The sequence below is a fragment of the Bradyrhizobium sp. BLXBL-03 genome (assembly GCF_051853015.1).
Lineage (GTDB): Bacteria > Pseudomonadota > Alphaproteobacteria > Rhizobiales > Xanthobacteraceae > Bradyrhizobium > Bradyrhizobium manausense.
Genome location: NZ_CP182470.1, coordinates 5,729,086 through 5,746,444 on the forward strand (window position 1 = coordinate 5,729,086; position 17,359 = coordinate 5,746,444).

11 protein-coding genes and 1 pseudogene are annotated in these 17,359 nt (G+C 64.2%); 7 read left to right on the plus strand and 5 right to left on the minus strand.

Annotated elements, in window-relative coordinates:
• Positions 1–49: 49 nt before the first annotated feature.
• Positions 50–1,444: a CoA transferase gene (locus tag ACNJX9_RS27540; protein ID WP_439405151.1), complete on the minus strand. Its 1,395-nt coding sequence runs from the start codon at positions 1,442–1,444 to the stop codon at positions 50–52.
• A gap of 54 nt (positions 1,445–1,498) precedes the next feature.
• On the opposite strand from ACNJX9_RS27540, the gene ACNJX9_RS27545 reads away from it, so the two are divergent.
• On the plus strand, positions 1,499–1,786 hold the full coding sequence (locus tag ACNJX9_RS27545) for a hypothetical protein (protein ID WP_057753013.1): 288 nt from the start codon (positions 1,499–1,501) through the stop codon (positions 1,784–1,786).
• Between the two features lie 186 nt (positions 1,787–1,972).
• Positions 1,973–2,743 (plus strand): SDR family NAD(P)-dependent oxidoreductase, encoded by a 771-nt coding sequence (locus ACNJX9_RS27550; RefSeq protein ID WP_439405153.1) that lies wholly within the window; start codon positions 1,973–1,975, stop codon positions 2,741–2,743.
• A 146-nt stretch (positions 2,744–2,889) separates the two neighbouring features.
• On the opposite strand, the gene ACNJX9_RS27555 is transcribed toward ACNJX9_RS27550, so the two are convergent.
• From ACNJX9_RS27555 to ACNJX9_RS27565, 3 genes are read right to left on the minus strand one after another with little or no spacing between them, the layout of a single operon-like run.
• Positions 2,890–6,339: an error-prone DNA polymerase gene (locus ACNJX9_RS27555; protein WP_439405155.1), complete on the minus strand. Its 3,450-nt coding sequence runs from the start codon at positions 6,337–6,339 to the stop codon at positions 2,890–2,892.
• Entirely contained in the window at positions 6,336–7,931 is a 1,596-nt protein-coding gene (locus ACNJX9_RS27560; RefSeq protein ID WP_439405157.1) for a Y-family DNA polymerase, read from the minus strand. The genes ACNJX9_RS27555 and ACNJX9_RS27560 overlap by 4 nt, the downstream gene beginning before the upstream one ends.
• The gene (locus ACNJX9_RS27565) at positions 7,828–8,616 is read right to left on the minus strand and encodes an ImuA family protein (protein WP_439405158.1); all 789 of its coding nucleotides are present in this window, start codon (positions 8,614–8,616) and stop codon (positions 7,828–7,830) included. Before ACNJX9_RS27565 ends, ACNJX9_RS27560 begins: the two co-directional genes overlap by 104 nt.
• Before the next feature lie 160 nt (positions 8,617–8,776).
• Here ACNJX9_RS27565 and ACNJX9_RS27570 point away from each other — a divergent pair, with 160 nt between their 5' ends.
• From ACNJX9_RS27570 to ACNJX9_RS27580, 3 genes are all read left to right on the plus strand, one after another.
• Positions 8,777–10,012 carry a putative DNA modification/repair radical SAM protein gene (locus ACNJX9_RS27570; RefSeq protein WP_057753010.1) on the plus strand — a complete coding sequence of 412 codons (1,236 nt, stop codon included), beginning with the start codon at positions 8,777–8,779 and terminating at the stop codon, positions 10,010–10,012.
• A complete protein-coding gene (locus ACNJX9_RS27575; RefSeq protein ID WP_439405160.1) occupies positions 10,012–11,454 on the plus strand; it encodes a UdgX family uracil-DNA binding protein in 1,443 nt (480 codons plus the stop codon). Before ACNJX9_RS27570 ends, ACNJX9_RS27575 begins: the two co-directional genes overlap by 1 nt.
• Positions 11,455–11,558: 104 nt before the next feature.
• Complete coding sequence (locus tag ACNJX9_RS27580) at positions 11,559–13,181, plus strand: inorganic phosphate transporter (RefSeq protein ID WP_439405161.1); 1,623 nt, start codon at positions 11,559–11,561, stop codon at positions 13,179–13,181.
• Between the two features lie 75 nt (positions 13,182–13,256).
• Here the strand turns inward: ACNJX9_RS27580 and ACNJX9_RS27585 are convergent, their stop codons facing one another.
• Positions 13,257–14,429, minus strand: a complete 1,173-nt coding sequence (locus ACNJX9_RS27585; RefSeq protein ID WP_439405162.1) for a M20 aminoacylase family protein — start codon at positions 14,427–14,429, stop codon at positions 13,257–13,259.
• A gap of 201 nt (positions 14,430–14,630) precedes the next feature.
• Here ACNJX9_RS27585 and ACNJX9_RS27590 point away from each other — a divergent pair, with 201 nt between their 5' ends.
• Complete coding sequence (locus tag ACNJX9_RS27590; RefSeq protein ID WP_057753006.1) at positions 14,631–16,256, plus strand: GMC family oxidoreductase; 1,626 nt, start codon at positions 14,631–14,633, stop codon at positions 16,254–16,256.
• A gap of 143 nt (positions 16,257–16,399) precedes the next feature.
• Positions 16,400–17,343 (plus strand): annotated as a pseudogene (locus ACNJX9_RS27595) (metallophosphoesterase family protein).
• Positions 17,344–17,359 lie beyond the last annotated feature (16 nt).

Below are 17,359 nucleotides of genomic sequence, written 5' to 3' on the forward strand. Positions count from 1 at the left end.
TCCTTCGGTTTGCGTTAAAAAATTGCAACACGTCAGCTTCACGTCAGCTTCAGCACGGCCATTGCTGCGAATGGCTGCCGAGCGGCATCGCCGCACGGCTCCAATGCGCCGGCGTCCGCGACAGCACGGCCGAGTGGCGCACCGCCTGCAATGTGCCGAAGCCAGATGACACCTTTTCCATGAACGCTGCATGTACGGCCTCGCCCGTAAGATCCGGGGTATTGAGACCGCTTTCGAGCCGGCCGAGATTCCAGAGCCAGCGACCGGTCTGTGCCAGCGACACGCGCACATGCCAGCTGCCGCCCTCACGGGCCTGGCGCGCCTTCGCCATCATTGCGCCGAACGCCATCAGATAGCCGGTGGCGTGATCGAGCATCTGGGCCGGCAATTCCTTCGGACCGTCGACGCCCGCGGCCTTGCCTTCCGCATGGTTGAAGCCGGTCGTGGTCTGCACCAGCGAATCGAAGCCGCGTCGTCCGTCCCAAGGGCCGGCATGGCCGTAAGCCGATAGCGTGACGTAGACGATACCAGGGTTGATCTCCGCGGCCGCTTCCGGCGAGAAGCCGAGGCTGGCGAGCGCGCGCGGGCGATAGCCTTGCGAGAAGATGTCGGCGTCTTTGAGCAATTGGCGCAGCTGCGCCCGGCCCGCCTCGCTCTTCAGCTCGATGAAGGTGGTGAGCTTGCCGCGGCCGGTGTCGATGGTGAGCCAGGGAATCGCCGGCAGCTCCGGCCCCGACACCAAGAGCACATCCGCTCCGTGTGCCGCGAGCGTGCGGCCGGCGACGGGACCTGCGATGACGCGGGAGAGATCGAGCACGCGCAGACCCGCGAGCGGGCGATCACCTTTCGGCCATTGCTTCGGCCGGGCATCGCCGATCTTCTCGATCGAGATCAGCGGCAATTGCGCAAGTGCGCGCGCCTGCGGCAGCGCCGACCATTCGTCGTAAGAGCGCATCAGCGCGACGACGCCGCCAGCGGCATAGACTGCGGTCTCAAAGTCCTCGCCTTTCCATTGCAGCAGCGCGGCCTGCACCTTGTCACGCTCGGGGGTACAGCCAAGCACCTTGCAAACGGCGTCGCGGTGATGCGGAAAATTGGTGTGGCAGCGGACGAAGCTGTTGTCGCCGGTCCTGTAGACGCCGGCAATGGCGTCCCAGGCCGGCGGAGGCGGTTTGTCGTCGAGCCGCAGATAACGCTCGGAGCGGCATTCGACGACGGCATGGCGCATGTCGACGCCGACCTCCTGCACCTCGCCGCTGCGCAGCCGCCAGATCTCGGCGGCGGCAAGACCGGCGGCCGCGATTGTCGTTTGGCCGGCGACAGCGACACGGAACGAGGACGGAATCTGCGGCTCCTCGCCGGTCAGATGCACGTGTTCGAGCGCGGCAGCATCTCCGCCGGCGGAAGTCCAGATGTCTTTGAGAATGTCGGCGGGGCTTTGCATGGCCGCTTCTCTCCCGTAATTTTTATCACCACCCATTAGCACAAAGGGAATGCAATGGCCGCCATCGATCCCCTCACCGCGGGCGCCGTGTTCGTCGCAACGGCGGCCACCGACGCGGTCTATGTGATGTTTACCTCAGCCGTCGTCGCCCGCAAGCGCGTGCCGGCCGCGAGTTGGAGCGCGATCTGGTACCTGCTCTCCTCCTATGCCGTGATCAGCTACACCGAAAACGCCGTCTATGTGGCCTTCGCTGCGATCGGTTCCTGGGTCGGCGCCTTTGCGTCGCTGACTTTCCTGCACCGTCCGCCCGGCGGCCCACCGGTGGGGGCCGCGCCGGAGTGAGGGGGCCCGTCTCTCTCCACGGCGTCATTGCGAGGAGCTCGCGACAAATTGCGAAGCAATCCAGGGTGTTTCCGCGGATGCATTTCTGGATTGCTTCGCTGCGCTCGCAATGACGATGTGGAGGCTTCTGGGCGTCTCTCGAAACGGTTACACTCTCTGCGACCTACCCAAAAAGGAAACCAACCAATGGATCTCGGTCTCAAGGGAAAAAAAGCCATCGTGCTCGGCGGCACGCGTGGCATCGGGCGGGCGATTGCGGCAACGCTGGCCGGTGAAGGCAGCAATGTCGCGGTGTGCGCGCGAAATGCTGAGCAGGTTGCGGCCACCGTTACTGAATTGAAGGCGAGCGGCATCACCGCCATCGGCGGCACGGTCGACGTCAGCGATGGCGCCGCGCTGAAGGCGTGGATCGAGGGCGCGGCAAAAGAGCTTGGCGGCATCGACCTGCTGTTCGCCAATGCGGGTGCGATGGCGCAAGGCCATGATCCCGCATCATGGGAGCAGAATTTCCGGCTCGACGTGCTCGGCGCCGTGCATGCATTCGACGCGGCACGGCCGTTCCTCGAGGCCAGCGGCGAGAAGAGCGGTGATGCCGCCTTCGTCATCATCTCCTCGATCTCGGCGGCGCAGGCCGATCTCGCCAGCTCCTACGGCCCGATCAAGGCGGCGCTGATCCACATGGCGAAAGGTCTGGCGCGGCAATACGCCAAGAAGAAGATCCGCGTGAATGTCGTCTCGCCCGGCACAGTCTATTTCAAGGGCGGCGTCTGGGAGATGATCGAGAAGAACATGCCCGAGCGTTACAACGACGCGATGAAGCGCAATCCGACCGGGCGCATGGCGACGCCGCAGGAGATCGCGAACGCAGCGGTGTTTCTGGCAAGCCCGGTATCGGGATTCACGACGGGGTCGAACCTCGTCGTGGATGGCGCGATCTCGAACCGGGTGAATTTTTAGGGAAGCGCGGCATCAAACAACTTGTAGGGTGGGCAAAGCGAAGCGTGCCCACCACTTCCCGCAAAAACGAAGAATGGTGGGCACGGCGCTTACGCGCCTTTGCCCACCCTACGGCAGCTGAGCGTGAGGCAGCACCGTGCCCCACCTCAATGGAAATCCCGCGACGGCGGCAGGATGCGGACGTTACGGGGGTGGCGGATTTTTTGCGCCGGCATATCGGCGTGGTCGCGCCGGTCGTCGTTGAGCGGCTCGACCACAGTCACGCCTGATGGCACCGGATGCTTGCGGCTCAGCGCATCGTTGGCGAGGCCGACCAGATCGTGCGAGCGGTCGATCATGCGCTGCGCGATCAGATGCGTCACCTTTTCGGGGCTGCTCTGGATGTAGCCCTGAACCTCGATGAGGCGCGCGCCCATCACCTCCTTGCGATACTGCTCCATGACCTTGGGCCAGACCACGACATTGGCGATGCCGGTTTCGTCCTCCAGCGTCATGAACACGACGCCGCTGGCGCTGCCCGGCCGCTGCCGCACCAGCACCACACCGGCACAGCGAACGCGCCGCCGTTCGTTCTCGTGGCTGATCTCCTTGCAGGCGACAATGCGCTCGCGCGAAAACATCTCGCGCAGGAATTCCATCGGGTGGCCTTTGAGTGACAGCCGGATGGTCTGATAGTCGGCAACGACCTGTTCGGGACGCGGCATCACGGGGAGCGGTTTTGCGTGCTCGTCCGGCTGCTCGCGCGCGGTGGCTGCTTCGAACAGCGGCAGCGCCACGTCGTCAGGCAGGCGTCGCACCTGCCACAGCGCCTCGCGGCGGTCGAGCCCGAGCGAGCGGAACGCGTCGGCATCGGCGAGCAGGATCAGTGCGCGCTTGGGCAGACCCGTGTCGCGGGCAAAGTCTTCGAGCGAGGTGAAGGGACGGCGGTTGCGCGCCTTGATGATGCGGTCGGCCCAGTCTTCTTTTTTGTCATTCCGGGGCGACGCGCCAGCGTCGAACTCTGGTGCGCACTTTCGCACCTGGGAATCTCGAGATTCCGGGTTCACGCTTCGCGTGCCCCGGAATGACAGCTGCAAGCGTTTCAGCCTCTCTTCATCCTCATCCAGCCAATGAAAGCCGTCGATCTGGCGAAAGCCGAGACGCACCGCGCAATATCTGCCGTCAGTATTCTCCAGCGTGTTCTGCGCAAAGCTGTAGGACACATCGATCTCACGGACCTCGACGCCGTTCTTGCGGGCATCGCCGACGATCTGCGCAGGCGCGTAAAAGCCCATCGGCTGCGAGTTCAACAGGCCGCAGCAGAATGCGTCGGGATGATGATATTTCAGCCACGAGGAGATGTAGACGAGCTGCGCAAAGCTCGCGGCATGGCTCTCCGGAAAACCGTAGGAGCCAAAACCCTTGATCTGGTCAAAGCAGCTTCTGGCGAAGTTGACATCATAGCCGCGCGCGACCATGTTGCCGATTAGCTTCTCCTCGTACTGGCCGATGGTGCCGACATTGCGGAAAGTCGCCATCGAGCGGCGCAGGCCATTGGCTTCTTCGGGGGTGAATTTCGCCGCCTCGATCGCGATGCGCATCGCCTGTTCCTGGAACAGGGGCACGCCCTTGGTCTTGTGCAGCACCTTGTAGAGCTCGTCCGCGGGACCATGCTCGGGTGATGGCGAGGGATAAGTCACCTTCTCCAGATTGTTCCGACGCCGCAAATAGGGATGCACCATGTCGCCCTGGATCGGCCCCGGGCGCACGATCGCGACTTCGATGACGAGATCGTAGAAGGTCCGCGGCTTCAGGCGCGGCAGCATGTTCATCTGGGCGCGGCTCTCGACCTGGAACACGCCGAGCGACTCGCCGGCACACAGCATGTCGTAAACCTTGGGGTCATCCTGCGGAACGGTCGCAAGAACCCAACGCTTGCCCTTGTGCTGGTCGATCAGATCGAAACATTTCCGGATGCAGGTCAGCATGCCCAGCGCCAGCACGTCGACCTTCATCATATTGAGTGCATCGACGTCGTCCTTGTCCCATTCGATGAAGGTGCGATCGTCCATCGCCGCATTGCCGATCGGCACATAGGTGTCGAGCCGGTCCTGGGTCAGCACATAGCCGCCGACATGCTGGGACAGATGGCGCGGGAATTCGATCAGCTCGGTCGCAAGCTCGACCGCAAGGTTGATCATGGGATTTTGCGGATCGAGCCCGGCCTGCCGGACCTGCATGTCGTTGAGGCCCTTGCCCCAGCTGCCCCAGACGGTGTCGGCGAGCGCAGCGGTAACGTCCTCGGTCAGGCCGAGCGCCTTGCCGACGTCGCGGATGGCGCTGCGCGGGCGGTAGTGGATGACGGTGGCGATGATCGCGGCGCGGTGGCGGCCATAGCGGCGATAGACATATTGCATCACCTCCTCACGCCGCGAATGCTCGAAATCGACGTCGATATCGGGCGGCTCCAGCCGCTCCTTGGAGATGAAACGCTCGAACAACAGATCGACCTTGGTCGGATCGACCGAGGTAATGCCGAGCACGTAGCAGACGGCCGAATTCGCCGCCGATCCCCGCCCCTGGCACAGAATGTTCTGGCTGCGCGCGTAATGGACGATGTCGTGCACGGTGAGGAAGTAATGCGCGTATTTCAGCTCTGATATCAGCGCGAGCTCTTTCTTGAGCGTTGCACGCAGCTTGTCGTCGATCTTGCCGCCAAAATATTTGTCGACGCCTGCCCAGGTCAGATCCTCCAGATGTCCCTGCGCGGTCTTGCCCGGCGGCACCGGCTCATCAGGGTATTGGTATCTGAGCTGGTCGAGCGAGAACTCGATCCTGTCCGCAAAACGCATGGTCTCCGAGATCGCCTCTGGGACATCACGGAACAGCCGCGCCATTTCGCGGGGCGTCTTCAGAAAGCGCTCGGCATTGGCTTCCAGCTTGCGTCCGACCGCCTCGATCGTGGTCTTTTCCCGGATACAGGTGAGCACGTCCTGGAGCGGACGGCGGCCGGGATCGTGATAAAGCACCTCGTTGGTCGCGAGCAGCGGCACTTTTGCTTTGGCGGCGAGATCGTCGAGCCGCGCCAGGCGGCGGCGATCGTCGCCGCGATAGATCAGGCTCGCCGCCAGCCACACGCCCTCGGCGCGGCTTGCTTTCAGCTTTGCAAGCACATCCAGCGCTTGCTCATCATCGAACCGGTGCGACAACGTCAGGATCAGGAGCTGGCCTTCCGCAAACTCCAAGAGATCAGCGAAGCCGAGATGGCACTCGCCCTTCTCGATCCGGGTGATGTCGTCGCCGCGCTTGCCACGGGTCAGGAGCTGGCAGAGCCGGCCATAGGCGGCGCGATCGCGCGGATAGACGAAAATGTCGGGTGTGCCGTCGATGAAGACGATACGCGCACCGATCAGCAGCTTTGGCTTGTGCAGCACCTTGTCATTGCCGAGCTCGTTCCAGGCCCGCACCACGCCGGCGAGCGTGTTGTGGTCGGCAATGCCGATCGCGGGAATGCCGAGCTTGCTGGCCTGATGCACATAGGCGCGCGGATCCGATCCGCCGCGCAGGAAGGAGAAATTGGTGGTGATGCCGATCTCGGCATAGGCAGGAATGTTCATGCGAAGAGACCGTGCACATACCAGCGAGGCGGAGCGGGCTCGCCGTCGGCGTCGAACACCTCCCCTTCATAAAGACCGTCGCGAAAAATCCAGAAGCGCAGGCCTTCGGCATCCTCGATGCGGAAATAGTCCCGGGTCAGCTGCTTGCCGTCCTGCCGCCACCATTCCATCGCGATGCGTTCGGGTCCTTCCACCCGCACCACCGCATGTTTCGCGCGCCGCCAGGTGAATTGATGCGGCGGGCCATCGGGCACGGTCGCGAACGGCACGGTGACAGGCTCGGGCTTGTCGAACAGCCTGAGGGGTCGCAGCGGCGGCTCGCCCTCGGCACGATCTGGCCATTCGGCCTGCATGGCGGCAGCGAGATGATGCTGGGCTGGCGCGGCCAGCACCGCCTGCTCGGGGATATGGGTATCCTGCGGCAGATGCACGACGACGCGCTTTCCGCCGATCCGCGCGGCAATGCGGTCGATCAAAGCGGCGAGCTCGTCATTGTCATGGACATGGGCATCGAGATCGCGCTGCTCCTGCACCACGATCTCGGTGCGGCTCGCCGACAGCCGCACCATGTCGAAGCCGAAGCCGGGATCGAGCGGATCGGCGAGCGCCTCGAGCCGTTCGCGGAACAGCCGGTCAATGACGGCGCTTCGCGTCACCGGACGCCCGGTCTCGACCATGATCGCGCGCACCACGCCGTCGGTGCGGAAGAACGCAGCTTCCAGCCGCCGCGCGCCCTTGCCCTGCTTCTCCATGGACGCGATCAACGTGTCAGCGAGCCGCGACAGCGTCATCGCGATCATGGTGTCGGTCGCGATCGGCTCGGCAAAGCGTTTTTCCACGATGTAATCGGGCAGCGGCTTGCGCGGGCTGATCGGCGCATCGCCCTGCCCCAGCGCATGCGCGAGCAGCGTGGAAAACCGCGCGCCGAAGCGTGCGGTGATTTCGGAGGCGTTGCGCGATGCGACATCGCCGATGGTTTTCAGGCCGGCGCGGCGCAGGCCGGTGGTGATCGCTTCGTCCGCACCGAGCGCGGACACCGGAAACCGCTCGATCGCCGCCGCCTCTTCGCCATCGGCAACGATGCTGCCCGTGGCCTGCCGCGTCAGCGTGCGCGCGCAGACCGAGGTGCCGGCGATGGCCGCACTGACGGCAAAGCCTTGTCGACCGAGGGCCCGGACCAGCGTCTGCAACAAGGCAGCCTCGCCGCCGAACAGATGCGCGCAGCCGGTGATATCAAGGAACAGCCCATGCGGCGGATCGAGCGCCACCAGCGGCGTGAAGCGGTCGCACCAATCGGCGATGTCGCTGAGCGTCTTCGCATCAGCCACGACATCGGCGTCGAACACTTTCAAATCTGGGCACATCGCCCTCGCATTGGCCAGCGGTTGGCCGATATACAGGCCGAGGCGCTCTGCGGCCTCGTCCAGCGCATGGATTACCAATGCATTGACGTCCTTGATGACGACAATGTTCGGCTCATTGTTATTCTTACCCAGCCCGGCGCTGCTGAAGAACCGCTGGATCCGGTCGATGGGCAGGCGCGGCAGCCACAGGCTGAGGATACGTCGACGGTTCACTGAACTGGCACTCATCACATTTCCATTCCATGATCCACCGGCCACACGGGCCATGACGATTGCGCAACAGCTCGACATCGAAGCGCGGCGCGCCCCAGACATCCCAAACCGATCCTGGCGGTGAATGCGCCGCGCGCAGCATCCAGCGCGTCTCCGCGGTCGACGGCAGCGGCTGCGCCGCCATCCGCAGCAACAGGCCAGTGACGCCTGAGCCTTGCGCAGCCAGCGTCAGCTTGCGGCTCGCCACCAGGTCGAACTGTCTGATCTCGCCCCAGAGCTCGAGCACGACGGCGCCGAGCGCATCGCAGGCGAGCGCATCGGCCGAGGTGCGCAGCGCGCTCTCCACGTCAGCCGCACGCACCATCACCACGCGGCGCGGATCGAGGCCGAGCTCGGCGAGCCCGCTCATCGACAGCGCGCCGGTCTCGATTTCCGAGAAATCCTGCCGCACCCACAATAGCGGCCGCTGCGTCGTGACGCGGCCCCCAAGCCCGGTGACAAAGCCGGTCGCGGCCGCGCCCTGGCGCCCTTCGCAAAACACCTCGTGGATCGCCGCGCGCGCGAGCCCGCCCTTCAAGGCGCGATCGACCTCACTGTGACCAAGCGCGACGCGGTCCTGATGATGCACGACCTCCGCTGTCTCGATCCGTTCGATCTGGCTGCGCAAGGTCGCAAGCGCGCTCGTGCGTGCGCCGCTCATGCTCGCCGCTCCTCAAAGATTGATGCCGTGGCTTTCAAAAGAAGAACCAACGGCTGGCTCATTTGTTCATGATATGTTCTAATATAAAGCTAACGGCAGCCGAAGAGTCAATCGAATTGGCGCGCCAAAGATTCATGAGCGGAATCAAAGAGATTCAAACATGGACATACAACGCAAGCTGGAAATTCTCGCGGATGCCGCCAAGTACGATGCCTCCTGCGCCTCCAGCGGCACCGAGAAGCGGGATTCCAGCGACGGCAAGGGCATGGGCTCGACTGCGCCGGGCATGGGCATCTGCCATTCCTACGCGCCGGACGGACGCTGCATCTCGCTGCTCAAGGTGCTGCTCACCAACGCCTGCAATTACGATTGCCTCTATTGCGTCAACCGCGCCTCCTCCAACGTGCCGCGCGCCCGCTTCACCATCGACGAATTGGTCAAGCTGACGCTGGACTTCTACCGGCGCAATTACATCGAGGGACTGTTTCTCTCCTCCGGCATCATCCGCAGCCCCGACTACACGATGGAGCAAGTGGTGAGCGTCGCGCGAAAGCTGCGCGAGGAGCATCACTTCCGCGGCTACATCCATCTCAAGACAATTCCAGAAGCTGACGATGCGCTGATCGCGGAGGCCGGCAAATATGCCGACCGTCTCTCCATCAACATCGAGATGCCTGAAGCCGCGAGCCTGCAGCAATTCGCGCCCGAGAAAGACGTGCGCGCGATCCGCCGCACCATGGGCCGGCTGCGGCTGAAGCTCGACGAGGCCGAGGAAGGCCGTAACGCAAAAACAAAGGCAAGACCGCAGCGTTTCGCGCCGGCCGGCCAAAGCACGCAGATGATCGTCGGCGCCGACAGCGCCAACGATCACACCATCCTCCACACCAGCGCCAATCTCTACGGCTCCTACCGGCTGCGGCGCGTCTACTATTCCGCCTTCAGCCCGATCCCCGATGCCAGCCGCGCCTTGCCGCTGGTGCAGCCGCCCTTGCTGCGCGAGCATCGGCTCTACCAGGCCGACTGGCTGATGCGGTTCTACGGTTTCGACGTTGCGGAGATCGTTGACGACAGCGCCATGCTGCCGCTCGATATCGATCCGAAACTTGCCTGGGCGCTGCGCCATCGCGACCGCTTCCCGCTCGACGTCAACCGCGCCAGCCGCGAGGAGCTGCTGCGGGTGCCGGGATTCGGCACCAAGGCGGTCGAGCGCATCATCGCGACGCGGCGCACCACCACGATCCGCCTCTCCGACCTGGCGCGGCTGCACGTGCCCAAGCACAAGGCGCTGCCGTTCATCGTTCTCAGCGATCACCGCCCTTCGCCGCATCGTCTCGATGCTGCCGGACTGATCGAACGATTCAAGCCGAAAGCAACGCAATTGGGGTTTGGATTCTGATGCAGTACATGACCCTCGACAGCGAAACCGATTTCGACGGCTGGCGCAAAGCCGCCCGCAGCCTCGTGCTTCATCATGTGCAGCCCGCCGACGTCACCTGGGCCGTGCAAGGCGGCGAAGCGGAGTTGTTCGCGCCGCCCGCACCGTCGCCGATCCTCGAAGTAAATGACGGCACATTCAATGTATCAGGCAAATTCGTCGATCTCGCAAAATCAGCAATCCTGCATCGCGATCGCAAGCGCTTTGCGATCCTCTATCGGCTGCTCTGGCGGCTGAAGGACCATCACGATCTGATCGAGGTCGCGACCGATCCTGATGTTGCGCTGGTCACGGCGATGGCACGCGCGGTCCATCGCGACGAGCACAAAATGCACGCCTTCGTGCGCTTTCGCGAGATCGGCCGCGAGCGCGACGCCCATTACGTCGCCTGGTTCGAGCCGGAACATCACATCGTCGAACTCGCGGCGCCGTTCTTCGCAAGACGCTTTGCCGACATGCCCTGGTCGATCCTGACGCCCGATCTCTGCGCACATTGGGACGGCCATGCGCTCTCGTTCACGCCGGGCGCGAGCAGGAGCGACGCGCCGGGCGAAGACCGGCTGGAGGAAACCTGGCGGCGCTATTACGCCAGCATCTTCAATCCGGCACGCCTGAAGGTGAAAGCGATGCAGACGGAGATGCCGAAGAAATACTGGAGGAACCTGCCCGAGGCCTCGATCATTAAGCCCTTGATCGAGGACGCCGAGCGCATGACCGGCGCCATGATCGCCAACGCCGCAACCGATCCGCACAAGCCTCAGAAACGGCCGGAGGCTCCGATGAAACGTAAACCTGCCGCCGACGATCTCGAAACGCTTCGCGAAGAGGCTGCGCATTGTCGCGCCTGCCCGCTCTACAAGAATGCGACGCAGACAGTGTTCGGCGAAGGTCCTGAGAACGCCACCATCATGCTGGTCGGCGAGCAGCCCGGCGACAAGGAGGACCTCGCCGGCCATCCCTTCGTCGGCCCGGCCGGCCAGATGCTCGACCGTGCGCTTGCGGAGGCCGGCGTCGACCGCAAGAAGGTCTATGTCACCAACGCCGTGAAGCACTTCAAATTCGTGCCGCGCGGAAAGATCCGCCTGCACCAGAAGCCGGCAACACCAGAGATCAAAGCCTGCAGGCAATGGTACGAGCGGGAAGTTTCGGCAATCCAGCCGAATCTCATCGTGGCGATGGGCGCGACCGCCGCGCAAAGCGTGTTCGGCAAGATCACGCCCATCGGCAAGACCCGCGGCCGGCTCATAGACCTCACCGACGGACGCAAGGCTCTGGTGACGGTGCATCCGTCCTATTTGCTGCGGCTGCCTGATCCCGAGGCGAAGGTGATGGAATATCAGCGCTTTGTCGAAGACCTGAAGATCGCCGCCGCGTTGCAGAAGAAAGCCCCGCGCGCCGCCTGAGGCGGCGCCGATGCACAGCAACAGGCCGTAGAGAACTCCCGCCATTTCAACCGCCTGTCACATGCCGCGCGCAAAATCGGGGCCATGGGACAGGAGAATTTCCAATGAGTGACGTTGCTTTGCCGGGCTCGATCGAGCCTGCCTTGAGTAAGGGGCCAGACCTCAATCGTGGATTTCATCCGCTCACCGGCGTGATCTATATGGGCGTGATCGCTGCCGCGTTGCTCTTCGTCGCCTACAGCATCTGGGTCGACGTCGATGCCTCCGGCGCCCAGGTCAAGACCTTCGCTCCGTTCCTCCTGCTCTTCGTCGCGCTCCTGATCGCACTCGGCTTCGAGTTCGTGAACGGCTTCCACGATACGGCCAACGCCGTGGCGACCGTGATCTACACCCGCTCGCTGCCCGCCCATGTCGCCGTGGTGTGGTCCGGCATGTTCAACCTGTTCGGCGTGCTGCTGTCCTCGGGCGCGGTCGCGTTCGGCATCGTCTCGCTGCTGCCGGTCGAACTGATCCTCCAGGTCGGCTCCAGCGCGGGCTTCGCGATGGTGTTCGCGCTGCTGATCGCCGCCATCATCTGGAACGTCGGCACCTGGTATTTCGGCCTGCCGGCCTCGAGCTCGCACACCCTGATCGGCTCGATCATGGGCGTCGGCATCATGAACGCGGTCCTGCATGGCCGCAGCGGCACCTCCGGCGTCGACTGGACCCAGGCCACCAATATCGGCAAGGCGCTGCTGCTGTCCCCGCTGTTCGGCTTCGCGCTCGCCGCCGGCCTGCTGCTGATCCTGCGCACCGTGTTGCTGCGCGCCACGCCCGCTCTGTTCGGCGAGCCGAAGGGCGACCAGCCGCCGCCGTGGTGGATCCGCGGCATCCTCATCCTCACCTGCACGCTGGTGAGCTTCTTCCACGGCTCCAATGACGGTCAGAAGGGCATGGGCCTGATCATGCTGATCCTGATCGGCACGGTGCCGACCGCCTATGCGCTCAACCGCGCGCTGCCGGAAAGCCAGATCGCCGCGTTCATCCAGAACTCGGAAGCCGCCAGCAGGATCATCGAGGGCAAGGCCGCCGGCTACAGCGTGATCGGCAATCCGCGACCGGCCGTGACCAACTATGTGGCGCAGCGCGAGGTCACTGGCGGTACGTTCCCGTCGCTCGCCGTGCTGGTGCGCGACATCGCGAGGCAGGTGAGCACCTATGGTTCGCTCGCCAAGGTGCCCGCCGACCTCGTCGGCAATACCCGCAACGACATGTACCTCGCATCGGAAGCGTTGCGCTTCCTGATGAAGGACAAGGAAGCCGAGCTCAGCGCCGCGGACGTCGCCGTGCTCAACGCCTACAAGGGCTCGCTCGACAGCGCGACGAAGTTCATCCCCGGCTGGGTGAAGATCGTGGTCGCCATCGCGCTTGGTCTCGGCACCATGGTCGGCTGGAAGCGCATCGTCGTCACCGTCGGCGAGAAGATCGGCAAAACGCACCTGACCTATGCGCAAGGCGCCTGCGCCGAGATCACCGCGGCCGCCACCATCGCCGCCGCCGACGTCTACGGCCTGCCGGTCTCGACCACCCACGTGCTGTCATCAGGCATCGCCGGCACCATGGCCGCCAACGGCTCGGGCCTGCAATGGGCGACGATCCGCAACATCGCCATGGCCTGGGTGCTGACCCTGCCGGCCGCGATGATCATCTCGGGCGTGCTGTACTACCTGTTCTCGCACGTGTTCTGAGCCGCGAGACACATGCCAACAAAAAGGGCCCGTGCCATGCATGGGCCCTTTCCGGTTGTGCATCAGCTCAGCGCGTCATGACGCTGCGAGCTGCTCCTCGACCAGCTTGACCCAGTAGGACGTGCCGAACACGATCGCCTCGTCGTTGAAATTGTAGGCGGGGTGATGCAGGCCGGCGCTGTCGCCGTTGCCGCAGAAGATGAAGGCACCGGGGCGCGCTTCCAGCATGTAGGCAAAATCCTCGCCGCCCATCATCGGCGACATCTCCACCACATTGGTATCGCCCGCGACTTGCCTCGCGATACGCATCGCTACCTCGGTCTGCGCGGCGTGATTGTTCACGACGGGATAACCGCGCTTGTAGTGCAGGTCGATCTTTGCGCCGGTGATCTGGGCGACGCCAGCCACGACTTCGCGCACCCGCTTCTCGACCAGCTTGCGCACATCAGGCGTCAGCGTGCGGATCGTGCCCCGCAACGTCGCCGTTTGCGGAATGACGTTGCGGGCATTGCCGGCGTGGAATTCGCAGATCGAGATCACGGCCGATTCCAGGGGATCGACGCTGCGCGAGACGATCGACTGCAAGGCGGTGATCAGCTGCGCACCCACGAGAACGGAATCGACGCATTTGTGCGGACGCGCGGCATGGCCTCCGAGGCCCTCGATCATGAAATCGACCTCGTCGGTCGACGCCATGATCGGGCCGGGCCGGATCGCGAAGGAGCCGATCGGAATGCCGGGGCCGTTGTGCATGCCGTAGACCTGCTCGATGCCGAAGCGCTCCATCATGCCGTCCTTGACCATCGCCGCTCCGCCGGCGCCGCCCTCCTCGGCCGGCTGGAAGATCACGACGGCGTTGCCGGCGAAATTGCGGGTCTCGGCGAGATAGCGTGCGGCCCCTAGCAGCATTGCGGTGTGGCCGTCGTGGCCGCAGGCGTGCATCTTGCCCGGAGCCTTCGAGGCGTAAGGCAGGTTGGTCTGCTCGTCGACGGGCAACGCGTCCATGTCGGCGCGCATGCCGATCGCCTTGAGCCCCTTGCCCGCGGGCCTTTTGCCCTTGATCACGCCGACCACGCCGGTCTGGCCAATGCCGGTCACAACCTCGTCGCAGCCGAACTCGCGCAGGCGATCCGCCACGAATGCTGCGGTGCGGTGGACATCGTAGAGCAGCTCGGGGTGCTGGTGGATGTCCCGCCGCCAGGCCTGGATATCGGGTTGAAGGTCGGCGACGCGGTTCACGATGGGCATGAAGGGTCTCGGGCTCTGTTGAAAATACAAGCCCGTCTACCATGCAAGCGCCAGTCCACCTAACTGCCGCAGATTGAGGGTAGCCCTGTCCTCTCGTCATGGCCGGGCTTGTCCCGGCCACCCACGTCTGCCTATTAGGACTGAAAGCGCGTGGATGCCCCGGACAAGCCCGGGCATGACGCCGTTCGGGTGGGAAGCGGAATGCCAAGGCAGCTCGAAGGTGAGTTTGACTACATTGTCGTCGGCGCCGGCACGGCCGGCTGCATCCTTGCCAACCGGCTGTCGGCCGTATCAGCAAACCGAGTCCTCATTCTCGAGGCCGGGGGTGACGACAACTGGATCTGGTTCCACATTCCGGTCGGCTATCTCTTTGCCATCGGCAATCCGCGCTCGGACTGGATGTTCAAGACCGAGGCCGAGCCCGGCCTGAATGGCCGCTCGCTCGCCTATCCCCGCGGCAAGGTGATCGGCGGCTGCTCGGCGATCAACGCCATGATCTCGATGCGCGGCCAGGCTGCCGATTACGATCACTGGCGCCAGCTCGGCTTGACCGGCTGGGGCTACGATGACGTGCTGCCGCTGTTCAAGCGGCTGGAAGACCACTTCCTCGGCGCCAGCGAGCATCACGGCGCCGGCGGCGGCTGGCGCATCGAGGCGCCGCGGCTGTCCTGGGATGTTCTCGACGCCGTCGGCGATGCAGCCGAGGAGATGGGCATCAAGCGCATTCCTGACTTCAACACCGGTGACAACGAGGGCACCAGCTATTTCCACGTCAACCAGAAGCGCGGCCGACGTTGGTCGTCGGCGCGCGGCTTCCTCAAGCCGGCCTTGAGGCGTCGCAATCTTCGGCTCGAAAAGCATGTGCTGGTCGACCGCCTGATCATCGAACAGGGCCGCGCCGTCGGCGTGCGCTTCTTCCAGAACGGCGAGATCGTCGAGGCACGTGCAAAACGCGAGGTGATCCTCTCCGCGGGCTCGATCGGCTCGGTGCAGGTGCTGCATCGCTCCGGCATCGGGCCGGCCGACTGGCTGTCTCCGCTCGGCATCGACATCGTGATGGACAAGCCCGGCGTGGGGCGCAATCTGCAGGACCACCTCCAGCAGCGCGCGATCTACAAGGTCGAGGGCGTGCGAACCCTGAACGAGACCTACTACAACCTGTTCCGCCGCGGCCTGATGGGTCTCGACTATGCCTTCCGCCGCCGTGGTCCGCTGACCATGGCGCCGTCGCAGCTCGGCATCTTCACGCGGTCTGACGCAACGCGCGCGCGCGCCAACATCCAGTTCCACGTGCAACCGCTGTCACTCGACAAGTTCGGCGATCCCTTGCACCGCTTCCCGGCGATAACGGTCAGCGCCTGCAATCTCCAGCCGACCTCGCGCGGCACCGTGCGGCTGCGCTCGGCGAGCCCGGACGACAAGCCGATCATCGCGCCGAACTATCTGTCGACCGACGACGACCGCCAGGTCGCCGCCGACGCGATCCGCACCACGCGCCGCTTGATGCAGCAAAAGGCGCTCGCGAAGTATCGCCCCACTGAATATTTGCCCGGACCGACGGTCGGCGATGACGACGCCTCGCTGGCAAAAGCCGCCGGCGACATCGGCACCACCATCTTCCATCCCGTTGGCACGGCCAAGATGGGATCGGCGAACGATCCCATGGCCGTGGTCGACGAACGCCTGCGCTTCTATGGCCTCGGCGGCCTACGCGTCGTCGATGCCTCGATCATGCCGACGATCACCTCGGGCAACACCAACACGCCGACGGCGATGATCGCCGAGAAGGGAGCTGCGATGATTTTGGAGGATGCGAAGTCAACGTAGCCCGGATGGTCCCGGATTACGCTTCGCTCCATCCGGGCTACATTGCCGGCACATCACGAAAACGTCATCGCTTCCTGGAATAAATCTCCCCCTCCCCCGATCACCTCCCCGAAGCCCAATCCCGGGCCAAAGGAGACGTTGCGATGAGCGGACACGATCACGGGGACGACGGCGTCAGCCGGCGCAAGGTGCTCGAATGCATGACATGGGCCGGCACCGGGGTGCTCTGGACCATCACCGGCGGCGTGCCGCGCTCGCTTGGCATCATCGATTCCGCTGAGGCCGCAACTGCCGCCGCGCCCGGCATGACCTTCCTCCAGATCAGCGACAGCCATGTCGGCTTCGACAAGCCGGCGAATCCCAATGCGCTGGGCACGCTTGAGGAAGCCGTGGGCAAGATCAATGCGATGCCGGCCAAGCCCTCGTTCATGATCCACACCGGCGACATCACCCATCTGTCCAAGGCCTCCGAGTTCGACAACGCCGACCGCATCATCTCGCAGTCCAAGCTTGATGTGCACTACGTGCCCGGCGAGCATGACTTCCTCGACGAGGAGGTGAAGTTCTATCGCGATCGTTACGGCCGCGGCACCAAGGACAGGGATGGTACTCCTTCGACGCCGGCGGCGTGCACTTCATCGGCCTCGTCAACGTCGTCGATCTCAAGGCCGGCGGTCTCGGCAATCTCGGCACCGAGCAGCTCGCCTGGCTCGAGGACGATCTCCGCGGCAAGTCGAAGTCGACGCCGATCGTGCTGTTCGCCCATATCCCGCTCTGGACCGTCTACCCGGAATGGGGCTGGGGCACCGAGGACGGCGGCCGCGCGCTTGAATACGTCAAGGGTTTTGGCTCGGTCACCGTGCTCAACGGCCATATCCATCAGGTGATGCAGAAGGTCGAGGGTAACGTCACCTTCCACACCGCGCGCTCCACCGCCTTCCCGCAGCCGGCGCCCGGCACCGCCCCCTCGCCCGGACCGATGAAGGTCGAGGACGCCAAGCTCCGATCGATGCTCGGGGTCGCCAGCGTCAACTTCAAGCAGAACGAGCAGCGGCTCGCCATCATCGACACGCCGCTCCAAGGTTGATCCAAGGTTGAAGAGA